Origin of the sequence: Opacimonas viscosa (assembly GCF_024199005.1) — a bacterium.
Classification (GTDB): Bacteria; Pseudomonadota; Gammaproteobacteria; order Enterobacterales; family Alteromonadaceae; genus Opacimonas; species Opacimonas viscosa.
This window is the reverse complement of sequence record NZ_JANATA010000018.1, coordinates 47,789-64,931: the sequence shown is the minus strand read 5'-3', so window position 1 is coordinate 64,931 and position 17,143 is coordinate 47,789. Positions and strand designations below refer to the sequence as shown.

Here is a 17,143-nt window from a genome sequence, read left to right as displayed (position 1 = left end):
CTATACGACGATATATCCAAGAACAAGGATAGCGATTCATCCCCGCGACATCGCTTCGCTCTGATCACGGGGTTTTCTCGCTAAATTCTTATAAAATATATTTCAGTATCACTGAATTGATGAGCAATAGTTCTAAGTTATCTATAGCATGGTCAGTGACTTATAAAAAGATGTGAACTCGTTGCCACGTCAGTCAAAGATGAGCCTAACTCTTTGTATACTCTAATGATTTACCACAACCTCAGTAAATCATTTTTCTTCGCCAAGCCTATTACCCATTACATCATTATATTTAATTATACAAATTAAATATTTTGCTTTAGTAAATGTTAACAGTTTGCTACGCTAGAGCATTATAGAAAATAAATTTCCAGAAAAATTAATTCTGACAAGTCTGTGACTCGAGTCAGAACCGTCTATATTTAATGTCGATTATGATATTTGATGATTCGTTTGAACTAACTATTTGTCATGTCTTTGTTTAAGCAACTAGGATATATAAAGTGTTAAATTTTAATATACCAAAAGTTTTATTAATCAATCCCCATGATTCATTCAAAATGTGCTTACCTAAAATGCAAGGCGAAGTTGAGTTCTACATAGTGGAAAAGCTTATAGAGGGCTTACAAATCGCTCATAATAATGATATTGATGTGATTGTTTTATTTGCAGACAATACCGAAAATAAAGACAGTGATGTCGTATGGTTAAGTTTACAGTTTAAACAATCAATGGTAACTCGGGATATACCTGTTTTACTGATGACCGCAGAGTTACCTTTACCAAAGAGTATGCCTTGTTTGAATTTTTGTGGTCTTAATTATCTGCACATGGATTGTACGGTCCAAGTATTTATGACAAAGGTAAACCAACTCAGCACTAACTTCAGACATGCACAAAATCACGAATCAACATTCGAGGATAAAATTTAAAGTTACCACAACAAATCAGTGTGCATTTCCCTACCAGCCTTTCTCATTAGCAGCAACCATTCTTTATCCATAGGCCTGTCCAGGCTTTAATGTTTTTCTTTCTTGAGTCGACGGTCGATAAATTTTTGAAAATCACTGTTTTGCTGACAAAGTACAGCTGGTATCGTAAATTGACTGACCACAGCTATTACTCGATTAATCTCTGACGAGCAATCTACCTTTATTTTAGATTTTTGGATGATGCGTCTAGTGCGCTCTTCATCTGTGAGAGCTTTAGGGCCAGGCATAAGTGCAGGAGAAATCAATTCTTTAGTGTAATTAGATGCGCCTAATAGCCCTATTTTCTCTTGTTCCTGGAGCGTCAGTTGCTCTAGTGCTTCCTGAGTACCGCTCGGTAAGGTTGAAAATAAGTTCGTGGTTGTATTCTTTTCCTGCACAATAAAACCCACGTTTGGCTGTACAGTACTTAAGTCTTCGGGAGTCTGTTTTATAACAGATTCAGCGTTTTGTTCTGGGGCTTGTTCTACGGCTAATTCAATATCTGCTTTATCAGCAGGAACTGACTTGGGCTCACTATCTTGGGATAAGGGTTGGGTTGGCTCTGCTCGTAAAACCTCTTGCTTGTGTATTTCTGGCGGTGTATCAGGTGAAACGTATGGAGTGGGTAATAACATTTGAGCTTGGATTATTGGCGTTGATTCAAGCTTACTGTGAAGTTGGGGAGAAAAATATACTACGGCACCAAGTACTAAAATATGCATGCAAACAGAAACTAGTATTCCTTGAATGGAACTAGTGTCTGAAGCAACAGGTATCTTAGAAGGAGGGGGGAGATCTGCATATATTTTCATGCTGTGTATGATAAACGTTTTCTCACTAAGTTCCTCTTTGGGTCAGTAAAAAACTCAAATTTTCATTAGAAATATTCACTTGGCTAATGTGTGGTATTACGTTGAGTAATATTGCACTTTTATTGTGCAATATGCTTTTGGATGAAATGAAGTGGTGCACTAATGTTCCATGAATTACTATAATAATTTACATAAGTGATTGTTTTATAGTGTTTTTATTTATATGGCACGTCCTTTGTATTGTAGTTTACGAAATCAAAATAAAAGACTCATGGAGAAACCATATGAAATTAATCACTGCAATCATTAAGCCATTCAAGCTTGATGATGTTCGAGAAGCCATATCAGAGACCGGCGTTGATGGATTAACTGTCACCGAGGTAAAAGGTTTTGGTCGTCAAAAAGGGCATACCGAGTTGTATCGCGGCGCGGAATATCAAGTCGATTTCCTACCCAAGGTAAAACTAGAAATTGCCGTTAGTGATGATCAAGTGGACCGTATTGTTGAGGTCATAACTGACTCAGCTAAAACTGGCAAGATCGGAGACGGTAAAGTTTTTGTTTACGATTTAGAGCGTGCAGTACGTATTCGTACTGGTGAAGCTGACAACGAAGCATTATAAGGATTAATATAATGGAAACGACTTTTGAATTGGCTTATGCCTTAGATACTTTTTATTTTCTAATTTGTGGTGCACTCGTCATGTGGATGGCTGCAGGTTTCGCTATGCTTGAAGCCGGTTTGGTACGGGCAAAAAATACGACTGAAATCTTAACTAAAAACGTCGCCCTATATGCGATTGCTTGTACCATGTATATGATTTGTGGTTATAGCATTATGTATGGTGGCGGTGAATTTACGTCGTTCTTAAGTGGTATTACTGGTGATGGAGCAACAGGTGTTGCCGAAGATCCTGCTACTTACGCGCCTTCTGCAGACTTCTTCTTCCAAGTTGTGTTTGTTGCAACGGCAATGTCAATTGTTTCTGGTGCAGTGGCTGAACGTATGAAGCTGTGGGCATTCTTGGCATTTACTGTGGTCATGACTGGTTTTATTTATCCAATGGAAGGTTCTTGGACTTGGGGCGGTGAAGACGTATTTGGTATGTATAGCCTAGGCGACTTAGGATTCTTAGATTTCGCAGGTTCAGGTATCGTACACATGGCAGGTGCCGCAGCAGCATTATCAGGAGTATTATTCCTTGGCGCTCGTAAAGGTAAATATAGTAAAGATGGTCGTGTTAATGCGATTCCAGGCTGTAACTTACCATTAGCTACATTAGGTACATTTATTTTATGGATGGGCTGGTTTGGTTTCAACGGTGGTTCAGTATTAGCCACTGCTTCAGTAGAAAGCGCTAACTCAGTAGCTGTAGTATTTATGAATACAAACGCTGCAGCTGCTGGTGGTTTAATTGCAGCGTTATTAATTGCCCGTGCTTTATTCGGCAAAGCGGATTTAACGATGGCGTTAAATGGAGCCTTGGCGGGTCTAGTAGCAATTACTGCTGAGCCTTCTACACCGACACCTCTACAGGCAACTTTATTTGGTGCAATAGGTGGTTCATTAGTGGTGTTAAGTATTATCGCATTAGATAAGTTAAAGCTTGATGATCCAGTTGGTGCAATTTCAGTTCACGGTGTGGTTGGTTTACTTGGTTTATTACTCGTACCAGTGACTAATTCTGAAGCCGCTTTTTCTGGCCAAATCGTAGGTGCATTAACTATCTTCGGTTGGACATTCATTGCTAGTTCAATTGTGTGGGTTATCTTGAAATACACTATGGGTATCCGTATCAGTGAAGAAGAAGAATATGAAGGCGCTGATGTTGCAGAGTGTGGCTTAGAAGCCTACCCATACTTCACATCAACTAAGTAAGTTTTGCTAGGAAATAATAATAACAACAAGGACAGATTGAAGCTTATAAGGATAAAACAATCACAACATGGATAAGACATCTTTAATCTAAACAACATTTTCTAAAGTGTGTTCGCCCCTCCTCGGAGGGGTTTTTTATATCAGAGATATCGAATAACCTTGGCAGGGTTACCAGCAATTACGACATTATCACCAAAGCTTTTTGTCACAACAGCGCCCGCTCCCACTACTATATTACTCCCTAAAGTCACGCCAGGTAAGATAATTGCACCGCCTCCAATCCAACAGTCATCTCCGATATGGATTGGGGCTGCACTTTCTAAACCTGAACGACGCTCATTGGGATCTAAAGGATGGTTTGCGGTATATAAAGAAACATTAGGTGCTAGTAAACAATCATTCCCAATTCGCACTTCGGCACAGTCCAAAATGGTGCAAGAAAAATTGGCATAAAAATTTTCTCCAACATGTATGTTGTACCCATAGTCGCAACGAAACGTGTTTTCGATGAAAAGTCGCTTACCGGTACTACCAAAAAAGGTACGGAGCAAAGCGGCCCGTTGTTTGATGGACTGTTCTGGAATAGCGGCTAATTCATGCAGCACTTTGCGTGCTTGCATACGTTCGCTAACCAATGTCTTATCACTTGCAAAATAGGGTAACCCTTGGCGCATTTTTTCTTTTTCAGTCATCTGTTGTGTCCAACTACTTATCTGAGTCTAGTTATCTATCAAGACTTATGTGATGATAGGGGGAGTTGAGGAGAGTAGCAGTTACTCTCAAGAAAAACTAATCAAGAGAGTACACTTATGTCTCAATCAAATTCGGCTAATACACCAGAAAATATCCAGACATTTTTACAAAATGATGCGGCCAAGCCAACCCCGCAGGTACAACCTAAAAACCCATTGCATGGTTTGACTTTGCAAACTATTTTGACAAAGCTGGTTGAGCATTATGGCTGGGAGGACTTAGCGGTGATGATCAGAATAAATTGTTTTAAAAGCGATCCTTCCATTAAATCTTCCCTGAAGTTTTTACGTAAAACACAATGGGCTAGACAAAAAGTAGAGCAATTGTATCTCGACACCTTCTAACTCATTCGGCATATTGTGCACAGTCAGGCCCTCATTCTCAGAACAAAGGTAGGTAACATGCAACAGTCTTTGAGTATTATTAAAAAAACAGTGAACATCATAAAACGTATACCCAAAACGTCATTTTTTTTGACGGCTGTTTTGGTAGCTTCGGTCTCACATAGTACTTTGGCGTATGATCGAGTAACTGGGCATAGTTTTGCCAGTCGTTCAGAAGTGATTGCCCAATCAGCAATGGCTGCGACCAGTCAACCACTGGCGACTCAAGTGGCTTTGGATATTTTAAAATCCGGGGGAAACGCGATTGATGCAGCGATAGCTGCGAATGCTATGTTGGGTTTAGTCGAACCAACAGGCTGTGGGATTGGTGGGGATTTATATGCGATTATTTGGGATGCAAAATCCAAAAAACTTCATGGTTTAAATGCTTCAGGACGCTCACCACAGTCTTTAACCATGGCGTATTTCAAGGACAATAATATCTCTGAAATCCCTAAATTTGGCGCTTTACCTGTCTCTGTACCTGGGGCTGTAGACGGTTGGTTTGAGATGCATAAAAAATTTGGCTCTAAGCCAATGACTGAGATCTTAGCGCCGGCTATACAATATGCTCGTCAAGGTTTTCCTGTTTCTGAATTGATCGCATATTATTTAGATCGTTCGGTAGCGCGTATAGGGCAATATGATGGTTTCAAAGAAACATATATGCCCAATGGTAGGACGCCGCGTAAGGGGGAAATTTTCAAAAACCCATACTTAGCCTCCACGTATGAAAAAATTGCTACGGGTGGGCGTGATGCGTTTTACAAAGGTGACATAGCGCGAACCATCGATGCTTATATGAAAGAACAAGGCGGCTTTTTATCTTATGATGATTTGGCTTCTCACACATCCACCTGGGTAGAGCCCGTAGCTGCGAACTATCGTGGTTATGATGTCTGGGAATTACCTCCTAATGGCCAAGGCATTGCTGCCTTACAAATTCTAAATATTATGGAACGTTACGACGTCGAGGGTATGGGTTTTGGCTCGCCTGAGTATGTACATACATTCGTGGAAGCCAAAAAACTCGCTTTTGCAGATCGTGCTAAGTTCTATGCCGATATGGACTTTAATGACATTCCTGTAGAAACGTTAATTTCCAAGCAATATGCGGCTCAGCGTCAAGCGTTAATTGACCCCAAAAAAGCGGCGAAACGCGTAGATGCTGGGCTGAATGAAGGGGATACTGTTTACCTTACAGTAGCGGATAAACAGGGGAATATGGTCTCTTTAATACAGAGTAATTTCCGTGGAATGGGTTCGGGAATGACTCCTACAGGATTAGGTTTTGTGTTGCAAAACCGCGGAGAATTATTCGCCTTAGATCCGCAACACTTTAATGCGTATGCACCTAACAAACGGCCATTTCAGACAATTATTCCGGCATTTGTCACGCGTAATAACGAACCTTTCATGAGCTTTGGCGTGATGGGCGGTGGTGCACAACCACAGATGCATGCTCAAGTTGTGATGAATCTGATTGATTTTGGTATGAACCTCCAAGAAGCCGGTGATGCTCCGCGGATCCTCCATTCTGGTTCTTCTAGTCCAACGGGTTATGAGATGCTCGACGGTGGTTATATCAGTCTAGAGTCGGGTTTTAGTCAAGCAACACGTCGTGCATTGTTGCAAAAAGGACATGTCTTGCGAGATGTGTCTGGCGCTTTTGGTGGGTATCAAGCCATTATGTATGATGCTCAGAATAAGGTATATTATGGTGCATCTGAGTCGCGCAAAGATGGACATGCAGCGGGATATTAAAATGAATATTTGCTATAATCACGTCATAATAAAAATGAAGCTCCTATTAAAACGATAGGTTTAGGAAATCACTGATCATGTCGCAACCACAAAAAGGCATTTGCGCAGAACCAAATTTACATGCCCAATACTTAATGTATAACGTGTTGGACGATGATAGTCAGGCACTTAGAGCTAAATTAGCTAGGGTGCTTGATATTTTTGCTTACTTTGATGATGAGCACTATGAAGCGATGGTATGTGGTGTCATCGCGATCGGTTCTGACTACTTTTCAGAAATTTACCCTGGTCTTAGACCTTTAGAGTTAAGTCCTTTTCCCGATATGCAAGCAGGGGATCGTTGCGCACCCTCGCAGACTTCCGATTTGTTTATTCAAATCCGTGCAGATCGTCTAGACATCGTTCACGCCATCGCTACAGAAGTGCATGAATTATTGCGCTTGCATGTCGAGTTAATTGAAGATCTTAAAGGTTTTCGTTATCTGGATGGGCGAGATTTAAATGGTTTCGTGGAAACAGATGATAACCCTCGTGGTCCTGAGAAGTTGGCCGCGGCGGTGATTGGTGATGCTGACCCAGATTTTGTCGGTGGTAGTTATATCCATACTCAAAAATATCGGCATGATTTACGTCGCTGGTCTTTGTTATCTGAACGTCACCAAGAGCAAATTATGGGACGTACCAAAGAACACAATCTACCCAGTGCGGAAGCGAATGCCAGTTCCCATTATATTCGCACCCGCAATGCTGATGATGGTTTTCATGACAATCATAACCAGATTGTCAGGCAGTCCATGCCATATGCAAATATCCAAGTACAAGGCTTATTTCAAGTCACGTGTAGTGCATCCACAAAACCATTTAAGTCGATGTTGCATTCTATGATTTTTGGCGGTCCAGACGGTGAATACGATGCGTGGTTAGATTATACCAACGCAGAATCAGGAGGAGCTTATTTTGCCCCTTCAATTGAGTTTATTCGTAAAAGAGCCCAAGATTAATCATTTCATTCTGTGACATCTGTAGAAGTTGGATTTAGGCGCTGTTCTGCGGTTTGATAAAAACGCTTAAATACGACTTCTCTTGGATGGATTGCCTGTAGATTTGCAGCAAGACTGATCAACTTGTGGTATTCATGTGTCTCTGCCAGCGCTATACACCGGTTGATATCATCTTGTAATGCTAGTTTATCTTCTTGTATTGCCTTTGGTAGGTGATTTAACACCTCATAGATAACATGGGGTTGTGATTCTCCTTTTACCTCTACATATGAAATTTTACGTAAAAGATAAGAATGGTCGGTAGGTAAGTTCTGTACCATTGCCTCAGAAATTATAATATCGCTTTGGAAATGTTTGGCTAAATATTCTAGATAGTTTGCAGTATTCACTGTTTGTCCTAACACGGTTGTATCCATCCGATCATCTGAGCCCACTGTGCCTATAATAACTGGCCCAAAATGGACCCCTATACCGATATTGATACTGGCATAGCCAGACTTTTGTCTATGTGAATTATAAAGATCCAGTGCTTGTCTGAGACCAATAGCAGCATTCAAAGCGTCGCATACTTTTATTTCAGGTGTGCCTTTCGGGTGGTCAAATAAAGCGAGAATAGCGTCACCAATGAATTTGTCTACAAAACCATAATTGGCGTGAATGGGGGCATTCATACGCATAAAAAAAGCATTTAAAAAATTAAGCGTTTGCTGTGGGGTAAGTTGTTGAGATAATTCACTGAATTTTCGAATATCTAAAAACATCACTGCGATGTCTTCTTCATCAGCTTTGCCCAAGCGTAACTCTCTTTCATCATGCTCTGTTAGATGCTCGATGAATTGGGTCGGAATAAACTTGCGAAAAGTGTCATGAAGATCCATCGCTTCAAGCGCTTTTGCCTCTAGCGCTTCTTGTGTCGATAAAGTTGTTGGATGGTAAGGCTTTGCTGTATCAGTGCGAGCTTGTGTAGAGGAATAGCTACCTAGCTCGGCAGACAGTGTTTTCTGCTTGATAAACCAAAATAGCATAAGCCCCGATTTGACTAAAAAAATCAGGGAAAAAAGGGCAATAACCCAAAAAGGGACAGCAAATGATTGGGTGAACAATACAACACTCCAGTACAAAAAAATGCACCGAGAGGTTGTATTCTCAGTCCATTGTTAGCTTAAATGCGCAACATCTGCGAAGACTTTATCTGCAGCAGCTAGCGTTGCATCAATAATCTCAGCGGTATGAGCCTTGGAAACAAAGCCCGCTTCAAAGATTGCTGGCGCAAGGTAGACACCGGCTTCTAACATGCCATGATAAAACGCTTTAAATTGCTCGTTATTACACGAAATCGCTTGTTGGTAATTAGTCACTTTTTCGGCCTCAGTAAAGAAGATACCGAACATAGAGCCTGCGACATTGTAGGTCATTGGTATACCGTGTTTATGTGCAAGTTTAGTAAGTCCCTCAGCAAGCGCTTGGGTGTTACTAAAGATACTAGTATATAAGTCAGGTTCTTCAAGTTGATTCAGTGCAGCCAAACCTGCTGCCATGGCCACTGGATTACCAGAAAGCGTACCTGCTTGGTAGATCGGGCCAGTTGGAGCGATATGGGTAATGATTTTCGCCTTCCCACCAAAACAACCGACAGGCATACCACCACCGATAACTTTCCCTAAACAAGTCAAGTCAGGTGTCACACCAAAACGTTCTTGTGCGCCACCACGGGAAACACGGAAGCCTGTCATCACCTCATCAAAGATCAGAACGGCACCATACTCATCACATACCTCGCGCAACCCTTCAAGGAAGCCTTCTACAGGAGGAATACAATTCATGTTCCCCGCTACAGGCTCCACAATAATACAAGAGATATCATCAGGGCATTCAGCAAATGCTTGTTTAACACTTTCTAGGTTGTTGAATTCTACGGTTATCGTGTGTTTAGCAAAGTCATCAGGTACCCCAGGAGATGACGGTACGCCCAAGGTTAATGCGCCAGAACCGGCTTTTACTAAAAGCGAGTCAGCATGCCCGTGATAGCAACCTTCAAATTTTAAAATTTTATTGCGACTGGTGTAGCCACGGGCCAGACGTATAGCTGACATGGTCGCCTCGGTACCTGAGTTGACCATTCTAACCATTTCCATAGAGGGTACCAGTTGGCTGACTTTTTCGGCCATGTGGATTTCGGCTTCAGTAGGTGCACCAAAACTTAATCCTTCATAGCTAGCTGTGATCACAGCATTGCGAATTTTTTCGTTGTTGTGGCCTAGGACCATTGGGCCCCAAGATTGAATATAATCAATATAGCGATGACCATCGGCATCCCAAATATAGGGGCCGTCAGCTTTTGTGATAAAGCGAGGTGTACCACCAACTGCTTTAAAAGCTCTGACGGGAGAGTTCACGCCACCGGGAATCGTTTTTTGTGCGCGAGCGAATAATTCTTCTGATTTAGTCATACTATCTTTTACTCTTCAATATTTTTATTAGTGTGCCACAACACCGGTTGTTCATGTTTGTGGAGAATATTTGAAACACCCAAGGTCAGTGCAAACAAGGCCATTCTGACTAAAACACCATTATCAGTTTGTCGAAAAATAGCTAGGTTAGGGTGGCTGTTTAAATCATTATCGAGCTCGTTCGCTTCAGCACGGGAATCTCGAGGGAGGGGATGCATAATCACGGTTTTTGATTGAAAATGTTTGGTGTAAATCTGTTGATCCAAACGAAATTTGCCACGGTATTTATCTGCTTCATCCTGGTTCGCAAAGCGCTCTTCTTGGACACGAGTTTGATAACAAATATCGGCATCTAAACTGCCTTCTAACTGTTCGGTGATGGTAATTTTATGTCCAGCTGAGGCTATAACATCCAATATGGCTTGTGGCATGGCTAATGCTGTAGGTGCGACGAGAGTAAAGTGAATATTGTTATAAAGACTCAATAGCTTGGCTAGAGAATGCACCGTTCGACCATATTTAAGATCGCCAATCATCGCAATATGCAAACCATCAATAGCTTGGCCATGCGCTAAACATTCTTTTTCGATTGTGAAGAGATCTAATAAAGCTTGTGTGGGATGTTCATTGGCACCGTCACCACCATTAATCACAGGAACTCGACTTCCTGAGGCAAATTCTGCTACAGAGCCGGCATCTGGGTGACGCATAGCAACAATATCAGAATAGCCGCTAAGTACTCTAGCGGTATCATATAATGATTCACCCTTGGCCAATGCCGAATTGCTCATACCGGTGGTTTCTCTAACTTCACCACCGAGTAAGTTGAAAGCAGTGCCAAAACTCACTCGTGTGCGCGTACTAGGTTCGAAAAATAAGTTACCTAAAATAGCACCGCGCAGTACTTCAGTACGTTTTTGGCGTAAAGCATAGGGTTGCATTTGATTAGCAACAGCAAATACTTCTTCTATAGCGTCTCGGTTAAATTGATTGACCGATAATATGTGGTGGCCAGTAAATTGGGCAGTCATATGAAATGCAGATCTCTACGCAGGAATAATACTTTGATTATATCAAAAAAAATGGTTTAAAGACTAATTTACTCTGCTAACTCTAGCGTTAATATTGCTTGGAATTTTTTACAACATATAGCAGCAAAACTTCTTTGTTCTAACAAGGTCATTGGGGTGGATAAGCCAAGGAGACTTTTCATATGGAAATCGCTTTTCAGTAAATTATAAAAATCGACACTCAATCCATGGATTTTTGCACTATCTAATTTGGGATAGGTCTGTTTAATGCAGTCGGAAACAAAATCGATTGCCTGTTGTGGACCTGTCAGATAGAACATTTCAGCGACTTCTGGATGGGTTTTCGCTTCGGCTATGACAACGTTATACATGGCAACGACTAATTCGTCATGTATCAAAGCAATAAAATGTTCTGCGATTTGCGTCAATTTTTCATCTAGACTACATGGGGACTCTAGCAATGTTTGATCGTTGAGTTGGTATTGAGTGCATTTTTCGTTGATCACCGCTTGGAATAAAACGGCTTTATTTTTGAAATGTGAATATACGGTTTGTTTTGATACGTCAGATGCTTTCGCTACTTGGTCCATAGAAGTATTCGTAAAACCTTGGCGTAAAAACAATAATGAAGCCTGTTGCAGTACTTGTTGTCTTTTTTGTAGGTTTTTCGGCCGACCAGCACAAGCGTGGGGTTCGCTAGTTATAATATGTGCATCAGTATTTTTAACCGTTGTATTTTTATCTGAGCTAAGTTGTGCTGGCATTAGGTCGCCTCCAATAAATATACAACGAATTAATACTGCTTATTTAATAATCATACTGGACAGTCTAGTAATTCCATATTAGCATTAGTTCATTAATTGTTCATCTTCTTTTTTAGGAAAACATATGACAGGTACTACGTCACAAAACAGGACCAATACAGTCAGCGCGACGGCTGCAAAAAGTTCACCAACCACTTTATTCGGTTTAGTTTTGGTCGGTCTTTTAGGCTTAGTTGTCTTAATGATGTTTTCTGGCAGTGGCATCGCTCAACAAGAAGCTCCGCCGGTGGTTGAGCAGCCCGTATTAGTTGTTCCTATTGCTTACCAAACACAATATGCCAAACCTTATCGCGCGACAGGTAAGGTAGAGTCTAATCAACAAGCATTAATCGGTTTTGAAAATGGTGGAAAAGTTGCGCAGATATTGGTGGAAGATGGTGCGCAAATCAGTGCCGGTCAAATACTTGCTAAGCTGGATATACAACGCCTAGAAGCTCAATTAGCTGAATTAACTGCCGCGCAAAGTTTAGTTGAAGCAGAAGTACGCCTAGCGAAAAATACGAAAGAGCGCGTGGTGGATTTAGTCTCGCGAAAATTGGATTCTGCACAGCGTTTGGACGAAGTATCGGAAAATTTAAATATTGCCCAAGCACGTCTGACACAGATTACCGCTCAGTTAAACACTGTGCGTCTGGAAGTCAAAAAATCAACCATTTATGCCAGTACTGACGGCAACATAATCAAACGTATGGTCGACCCTGGAGCTGTCGTTGGGGTAGGTCAACCTATTTTTGAAATAGCATCGAATACTGAATTACAAGCCCGTATTCCACTTCCACCAGAGGTAGCAACGACCCTAAATCAAGGCGATTTCACGGCTTTGAGTGTTGGCAATATATCGTTAAATGGGCAGTTAAGTGCTTTAGGTAGCCAGCGCAATCTCCGGACTCGTACATTGGATGCATTCTTCTCTTTACCCGCTAATGCTAATGTCTTGGTGGGGGATTTGGTGAGAGCAAACCTGACCGTTACCGTGGCACAAACCGGTGCGTGGGTTCCAGTCTCAGCTTTGGCCAATGGTATTCGGGGAATGTGGACGGTGTTGGTTGCCCAAAACACCGGCGAGACATTATTAGAAAGTCGTACCGTAGAAGTTATTTATACCGATGGCGATATGGCATATATCACCGGTGCGCTACAAACCAATGAGCTGGTTGTCTTGGCGGGTACACATCGCTTTATTGCCGGACAAAAAGTGACTGCAGCACTGTATTCACAATTGCCATAAAAGGGAGATTTTAGATGTCTAATACGGATAAAAAATACCCATGGTATACAATGTTTGTCAGAAGTGGGCACTTACTTTCATTGGCGATAATTATTGTTATGGTGGCAGGGCTTTCAGCGATTAATAATTTACCCAGGTTAGAGGATCCGCGCATTGATTTGCGCTATACCTTAGTGCTGACTTTCTTCCCAGGGGCGTCTGCAGAACGCGTTGAAGCATTGGTTTCCGATGTTTTAGAAGACGAGTTACGTGAGCTGTATGAAATTAAAAAGGTTGAATCAACTTCTAAAGCAGGTTTCTCATTATTGACCATCGAATTACAAGATTGGGTCGATAATCGCACCAATCAACAAATATTTGGGAAAATTCGAGACCGATTAGATGATGCCGCAGAGCGTTTTCCAGAGGGTGCTATGGATCCTATTATGGAGGATAATCGAGGTGCTACAGCATATACGGTTCAGTATGCGTTGAGTGCGAAATATCCTGATACATCTTCTGTGAATATGGTTTCACGTTTTGCCCAAGAGTTTGCGGATAACTTGCGCAATGTCTCGGGTACTGAAGTAGTCAATATTTATGGTGCACCTGTAGAAGAGATCACGGTCAGTATTGATCCTAATAAATTGGCGGTTGTAGGCCTCACACCTATGGATATAAGTGCTGCGATATCCGGTGCTGATCCCAAATTACCCGCAGGTATAGTGTATACCGATAATCTCAACTTACGTGTCCAAGTCGCCCAAGAATTATCCAGCCTAGATGTCATCAACAACATTCCTTTGCTGGAGGTTAACGGGGATTATTTGCGTGTTGCAGATGTTGCTGCAGTTACTCGGGGCTACCAAAGCCCACGTCAAACATATGCCTTGTTAGAAGAACAAGACGTTATTTTTGTCGCTGCTCGAATGCAAACATCGGTGCGCGTGGACCAATGGACTGAGCAAATAAAAGCGCAAGCTGCAACATTTGAGCAAATGTACGGTGCATCCGTGAATGTTGATATAGTATTTGAGCAAAACCGTTATACCGAAGAGCGACTCAGTGAACTCAGTGGTAATTTACTGCTAGGTTGTGTCGTTGTCATGTTAGTTATTCTGCTGTTTATGGGGTACAAAGCATCTTGGATAGTCGGTTTATCTCTGCCGTTATGTGCTTTTTTTGCCGTTTTTTCACTCGGTTTCTTTGGTGAGTCCATCCACCAAATGTCGATATTTGGGATCATCATTGCGATAGGTTTGTTGATTGATAACGCCATCGTGATGACTGACGAGATTAGACAAAACTTATTATTACCGGGAATGAGTCGGGTAGGTGCTTTGGTAAAAAGTGTCAATCATTTATTTGTTCCTTTGTTTGCTTCAACACTGACAACGATCTTGGGCTTTATGCCGATTTTCTTATTAAATGGGAATATTGGTGATTTTATTGGGTCGATTGCGATCAGTGTTGTGATGGCTTTGTTCGGTTCTTTTTGGATTTCCTTATCCATCATAGCCGCGCTTGCTGCACGGTTCCTACCGAAATCTCATGCGGAAAATACCCCATGGTATGTCCAAGGTTTACAGCGTCCACAAATATCCAATGCGTTCCAAATGCTGTTGAAAAAAGGGCTGACGAAACCCTTACAAATTTTACCTATAATCATTGTGATTTGCATTATGGGGTTTATCTTAGCCGGTAATCTAGCGAATGTATTCTTCCCATCGGCTGATCGCGACCAATTTGCGATAGAGGTAAATCTACCGGTTGGAGCAAACATCGAAAGCACTTATGCGTTGACCAAACAAATTCATCAAAAAATTAAATCCTATGAAGGGGTTGAGCAGGTACATTGGTTGATCGGTAGCTCTATTCCAACGGTCTACTATAACCAAGTGATGAATCGTGATAATTCACCAGAATATGCTAATGGCGTTATAAAAGTAGATACGATGAACCGCGCCGCTCAGCTTATTGACCGTTTGCAATTTGATATACAAGCCGCATTTCCACAAGCAAAAATTGTGGTGAAAGCATTTGGTCAAGGTCCTCCTATTCCAGCACCTGTAGAAGTTGATATTTTTGGACCAGACCTCGTTGTGTTAGAAGAGATTGGTCGCGATGTGCGTTTGATCTTTTCGCAGACGCCTGGGATTTCTCAATCGTTTGCATCTATTTCTTTGAATGAGCCCGAAGTCATAGTGAACACCTCCCGTGATCAAGTAAGTTTGTCAGGTTTATCCTTAAATGATCTGTCTTTACAGCTGCAGCTTGCACTTAACGGCGTGGTAGGTGGTTCTATCGTTGAGCAGACCGAAGAAGTCCCCATCCGAGTGCGTATTTCAGATGCAGATCGCAGTGATTTAACTAGCTTGGCGGCTTTACCTTTGGCGAGTACTCAGTACGATATTAATAATCCATTTCTACAAGTGTCTGCCTTAGGTGATTTCTCAGTCGTACCTTCCTTGACTGGGATTACACGAAAAAACAGTGAGCGGGTAAATCGCATTCAAGGTTTTTTACTCCAGGGCGTACCTGCAGTGAGTGTCGCGCAACAAATTGCTGCTGCACTCGAAGATTATCAATTACCCCCCGGCTATTCGATAAAAATGGCTGGCGATGCCGATAAACAAAATGAAGCACTCGGTCAGTTAGGAACTTATGCACCGGTGCTATTGGTCATGATGATTACCACTTTGATTTTATCATTCCAAAGCGTTCGGTTTGCCATCGTGATTGGTTCCGTGGCGATTTTGTCTGTTGGTCTGGGGATGCTGAGCTTATGGTTATCAGGACTGCCAATCGGGTTTAACCCCTTGTTAGGCTGTGCGGGGTTAATTGGAGTGGCAATAAATGGCTCCATAGTCGTGATTGCAGCCATTAAAGCTAACCCTAAGGCCATGTCAGGTGATACGGATGAGATAGTTGCGGAAACAATGAGCTGTAGTCGTCACATATTGTCCACAACATTTACCACTGTGGGAGGGTTAATTCCCTTGTTGTTATTTACCGCAGGATCATTTTGGCCTCCACTTGCTGTCGTATTAGCTGGTGGAGTAGGCTTTTCTGTCATGTTATCTTTGGTTTATACACCTATACTTATCGGTACACTGTGTCGTATTCGTCAACGAAAAATAGTCCGTGCAGAGCAAAAACGTCTCGCCCATAGGTAGATAAAGTGAACCAAAAACCCAGCAAAGGCTTAAAAAGGCTATTACATACGAATTGCGCACGTTGTAAACGCATGCGTGCTATCATTTTATTTACCATTTTAGCTTTCGGGATATATTACATTTGGTATGGCTGAACAACGCATAAACATTAAAGCGAACTCCAAGGGCAACGGTATTACTTCATCCATTATTGGAGGCACTGCACTGGCACTTGGTTTTATTTTGCTGACGTCCTTACCAAAATCTCTTATTTTAATTGCGATTGGGGTTATTAGCTTGGGTATTATTGCCTCGGTTATTGGGTTTTATAAAATTAAAGAGCCGGAATATAGTATTGTTTTGGACCAAATGGGTATCTCCTACCATCATCGTCATGGGCAATGGCATATCCCTTGGGATAATATCCAACGGATTGACCAACCGCGTGTTACTCGCGGGATTGAACAAGTCGATTTACATTTAGTGGGGATAAAGTTGAAAACGTATCCCGCCTTTTTGGCTTCGATTTCACGTCGCCTTATGACCAATACGTTGATTGAACAGCGCCCATTGCTGATGCAAAACCCAGATGCTCAGTGTAGTAGTGGGATGTGTGGGGCTGATGATTTAATCGAAAAAGATCGCTTCAAATTGCCTGATGGTTCTTTTGTGACAGGTGTTCAGGGCATGTTTGCTAATCGTATGGATAAGTTGCGCAGTCGCTTAGGATTTGATGTATATATCAATGAAGCTGAGTTAGATCGTCCAGTAGATGAGTTTGTCCAACTTTTACGAGCCTGTCAGGCTGATATTGTAACAAAACAGTCGTCAGTATAAACGATTTAGCTTCTTGGTTACGATACGTACTTGTACACGATAAACCTATTAGTGCGCAGTATAACAATGAATTTTC

At 41.7% G+C, this 17,143-nt stretch carries 15 protein-coding genes; 9 read left to right on the top strand and 6 right to left on the bottom strand.

Features of this window, described 5'->3' with window-relative positions:
• Positions 1–503: 503 nt before the first annotated feature.
• Positions 504–932, top strand: a complete 429-nt coding sequence (locus tag NLF92_RS10105; protein ID WP_254101452.1) for a response regulator — start codon at positions 504–506, stop codon at positions 930–932.
• An 86-nt stretch (positions 933–1,018) separates the two neighbouring features.
• On the opposite strand, the gene NLF92_RS10100 is transcribed toward NLF92_RS10105, so the two are convergent.
• Positions 1,019–1,693 (bottom strand): hypothetical protein, encoded by a 675-nt coding sequence (locus tag NLF92_RS10100; RefSeq protein ID WP_254101450.1) that lies wholly within the window; start codon positions 1,691–1,693, stop codon positions 1,019–1,021.
• A 374-nt stretch (positions 1,694–2,067) separates the two neighbouring features.
• Between NLF92_RS10100 and glnK the strand changes: the two genes are divergently transcribed.
• A complete protein-coding gene (gene glnK / locus NLF92_RS10095; protein WP_254101448.1) occupies positions 2,068–2,406 on the top strand; it encodes a P-II family nitrogen regulator in 339 nt (112 codons plus the stop codon).
• Positions 2,407–2,417: 11 nt separating this feature from the next.
• Positions 2,418–3,662 (top strand): ammonium transporter, encoded by a 1,245-nt coding sequence (locus tag NLF92_RS10090; RefSeq protein WP_254101446.1) that lies wholly within the window; start codon positions 2,418–2,420, stop codon positions 3,660–3,662.
• Between the two features lie 140 nt (positions 3,663–3,802).
• On the opposite strand, the gene NLF92_RS10085 is transcribed toward NLF92_RS10090, so the two are convergent.
• Positions 3,803–4,354 carry a sugar O-acetyltransferase gene (locus NLF92_RS10085; protein WP_254101444.1) on the bottom strand — a complete coding sequence of 184 codons (552 nt, stop codon included), beginning with the start codon at positions 4,352–4,354 and terminating at the stop codon, positions 3,803–3,805.
• Between the two features lie 153 nt (positions 4,355–4,507).
• On the opposite strand from NLF92_RS10085, the gene NLF92_RS10080 reads away from it, so the two are divergent.
• The 3 genes from NLF92_RS10080 (at position 4,508) to NLF92_RS10070 (ending at position 7,563) form a co-directional block, all read left to right on the top strand.
• A complete protein-coding gene (locus NLF92_RS10080) occupies positions 4,508–4,759 on the top strand; it encodes a VF530 family protein (protein WP_254101454.1) in 252 nt (83 codons plus the stop codon).
• Positions 4,760–4,855: 96 nt separating this feature from the next.
• Positions 4,856–6,562, top strand: coding sequence for a gamma-glutamyltransferase (gene ggt, locus NLF92_RS10075; protein ID WP_432420223.1), 1,707 nt, complete (start codon positions 4,856–4,858; stop codon positions 6,560–6,562).
• A 77-nt stretch (positions 6,563–6,639) separates the two neighbouring features.
• Positions 6,640–7,563, top strand: a complete 924-nt coding sequence (locus NLF92_RS10070) for a Dyp-type peroxidase (RefSeq protein WP_254101440.1) — start codon at positions 6,640–6,642, stop codon at positions 7,561–7,563.
• Between the two features lie 5 nt (positions 7,564–7,568).
• Here the strand turns inward: NLF92_RS10070 and NLF92_RS10065 are convergent, their stop codons facing one another.
• The 4 genes from NLF92_RS10065 to NLF92_RS10050 form a co-directional block, all read right to left on the bottom strand.
• The gene (locus NLF92_RS10065; RefSeq protein WP_254101438.1) at positions 7,569–8,588 is read right to left on the bottom strand and encodes an adenylate/guanylate cyclase domain-containing protein; all 1,020 of its coding nucleotides are present in this window, start codon (positions 8,586–8,588) and stop codon (positions 7,569–7,571) included.
• A 132-nt stretch (positions 8,589–8,720) separates the two neighbouring features.
• The gene (gene hemL, locus NLF92_RS10060) at positions 8,721–10,013 is read right to left on the bottom strand and encodes a glutamate-1-semialdehyde 2,1-aminomutase (protein ID WP_254101436.1); all 1,293 of its coding nucleotides are present in this window, start codon (positions 10,011–10,013) and stop codon (positions 8,721–8,723) included.
• 8 nt (positions 10,014–10,021) lie between these two features.
• A complete protein-coding gene (locus NLF92_RS10055) occupies positions 10,022–11,044 on the bottom strand; it encodes an aspartate carbamoyltransferase (RefSeq protein ID WP_254101434.1) in 1,023 nt (340 codons plus the stop codon).
• Between the two features lie 68 nt (positions 11,045–11,112).
• A complete protein-coding gene (locus NLF92_RS10050) occupies positions 11,113–11,808 on the bottom strand; it encodes a TetR/AcrR family transcriptional regulator (protein WP_254101432.1) in 696 nt (231 codons plus the stop codon).
• A gap of 124 nt (positions 11,809–11,932) precedes the next feature.
• Between NLF92_RS10050 and NLF92_RS10045 the strand changes: the two genes are divergently transcribed.
• The 3 genes from NLF92_RS10045 to NLF92_RS10035 all read left to right on the top strand — a co-directional run bounded on the left by NLF92_RS10045 (position 11,933) and on the right by NLF92_RS10035 (position 17,067).
• Positions 11,933–13,096 carry an efflux RND transporter periplasmic adaptor subunit gene (locus NLF92_RS10045; protein WP_254101430.1) on the top strand — a complete coding sequence of 388 codons (1,164 nt, stop codon included), beginning with the start codon at positions 11,933–11,935 and terminating at the stop codon, positions 13,094–13,096.
• 14 nt (positions 13,097–13,110) lie between these two features.
• Entirely contained in the window at positions 13,111–16,251 is a 3,141-nt protein-coding gene (locus NLF92_RS10040; protein ID WP_254101428.1) for an efflux RND transporter permease subunit, read from the top strand.
• A gap of 126 nt (positions 16,252–16,377) precedes the next feature.
• Entirely contained in the window at positions 16,378–17,067 is a 690-nt protein-coding gene (locus tag NLF92_RS10035) for a DUF2982 domain-containing protein (protein ID WP_254101426.1), read from the top strand.
• Positions 17,068–17,143 lie beyond the last annotated feature (76 nt).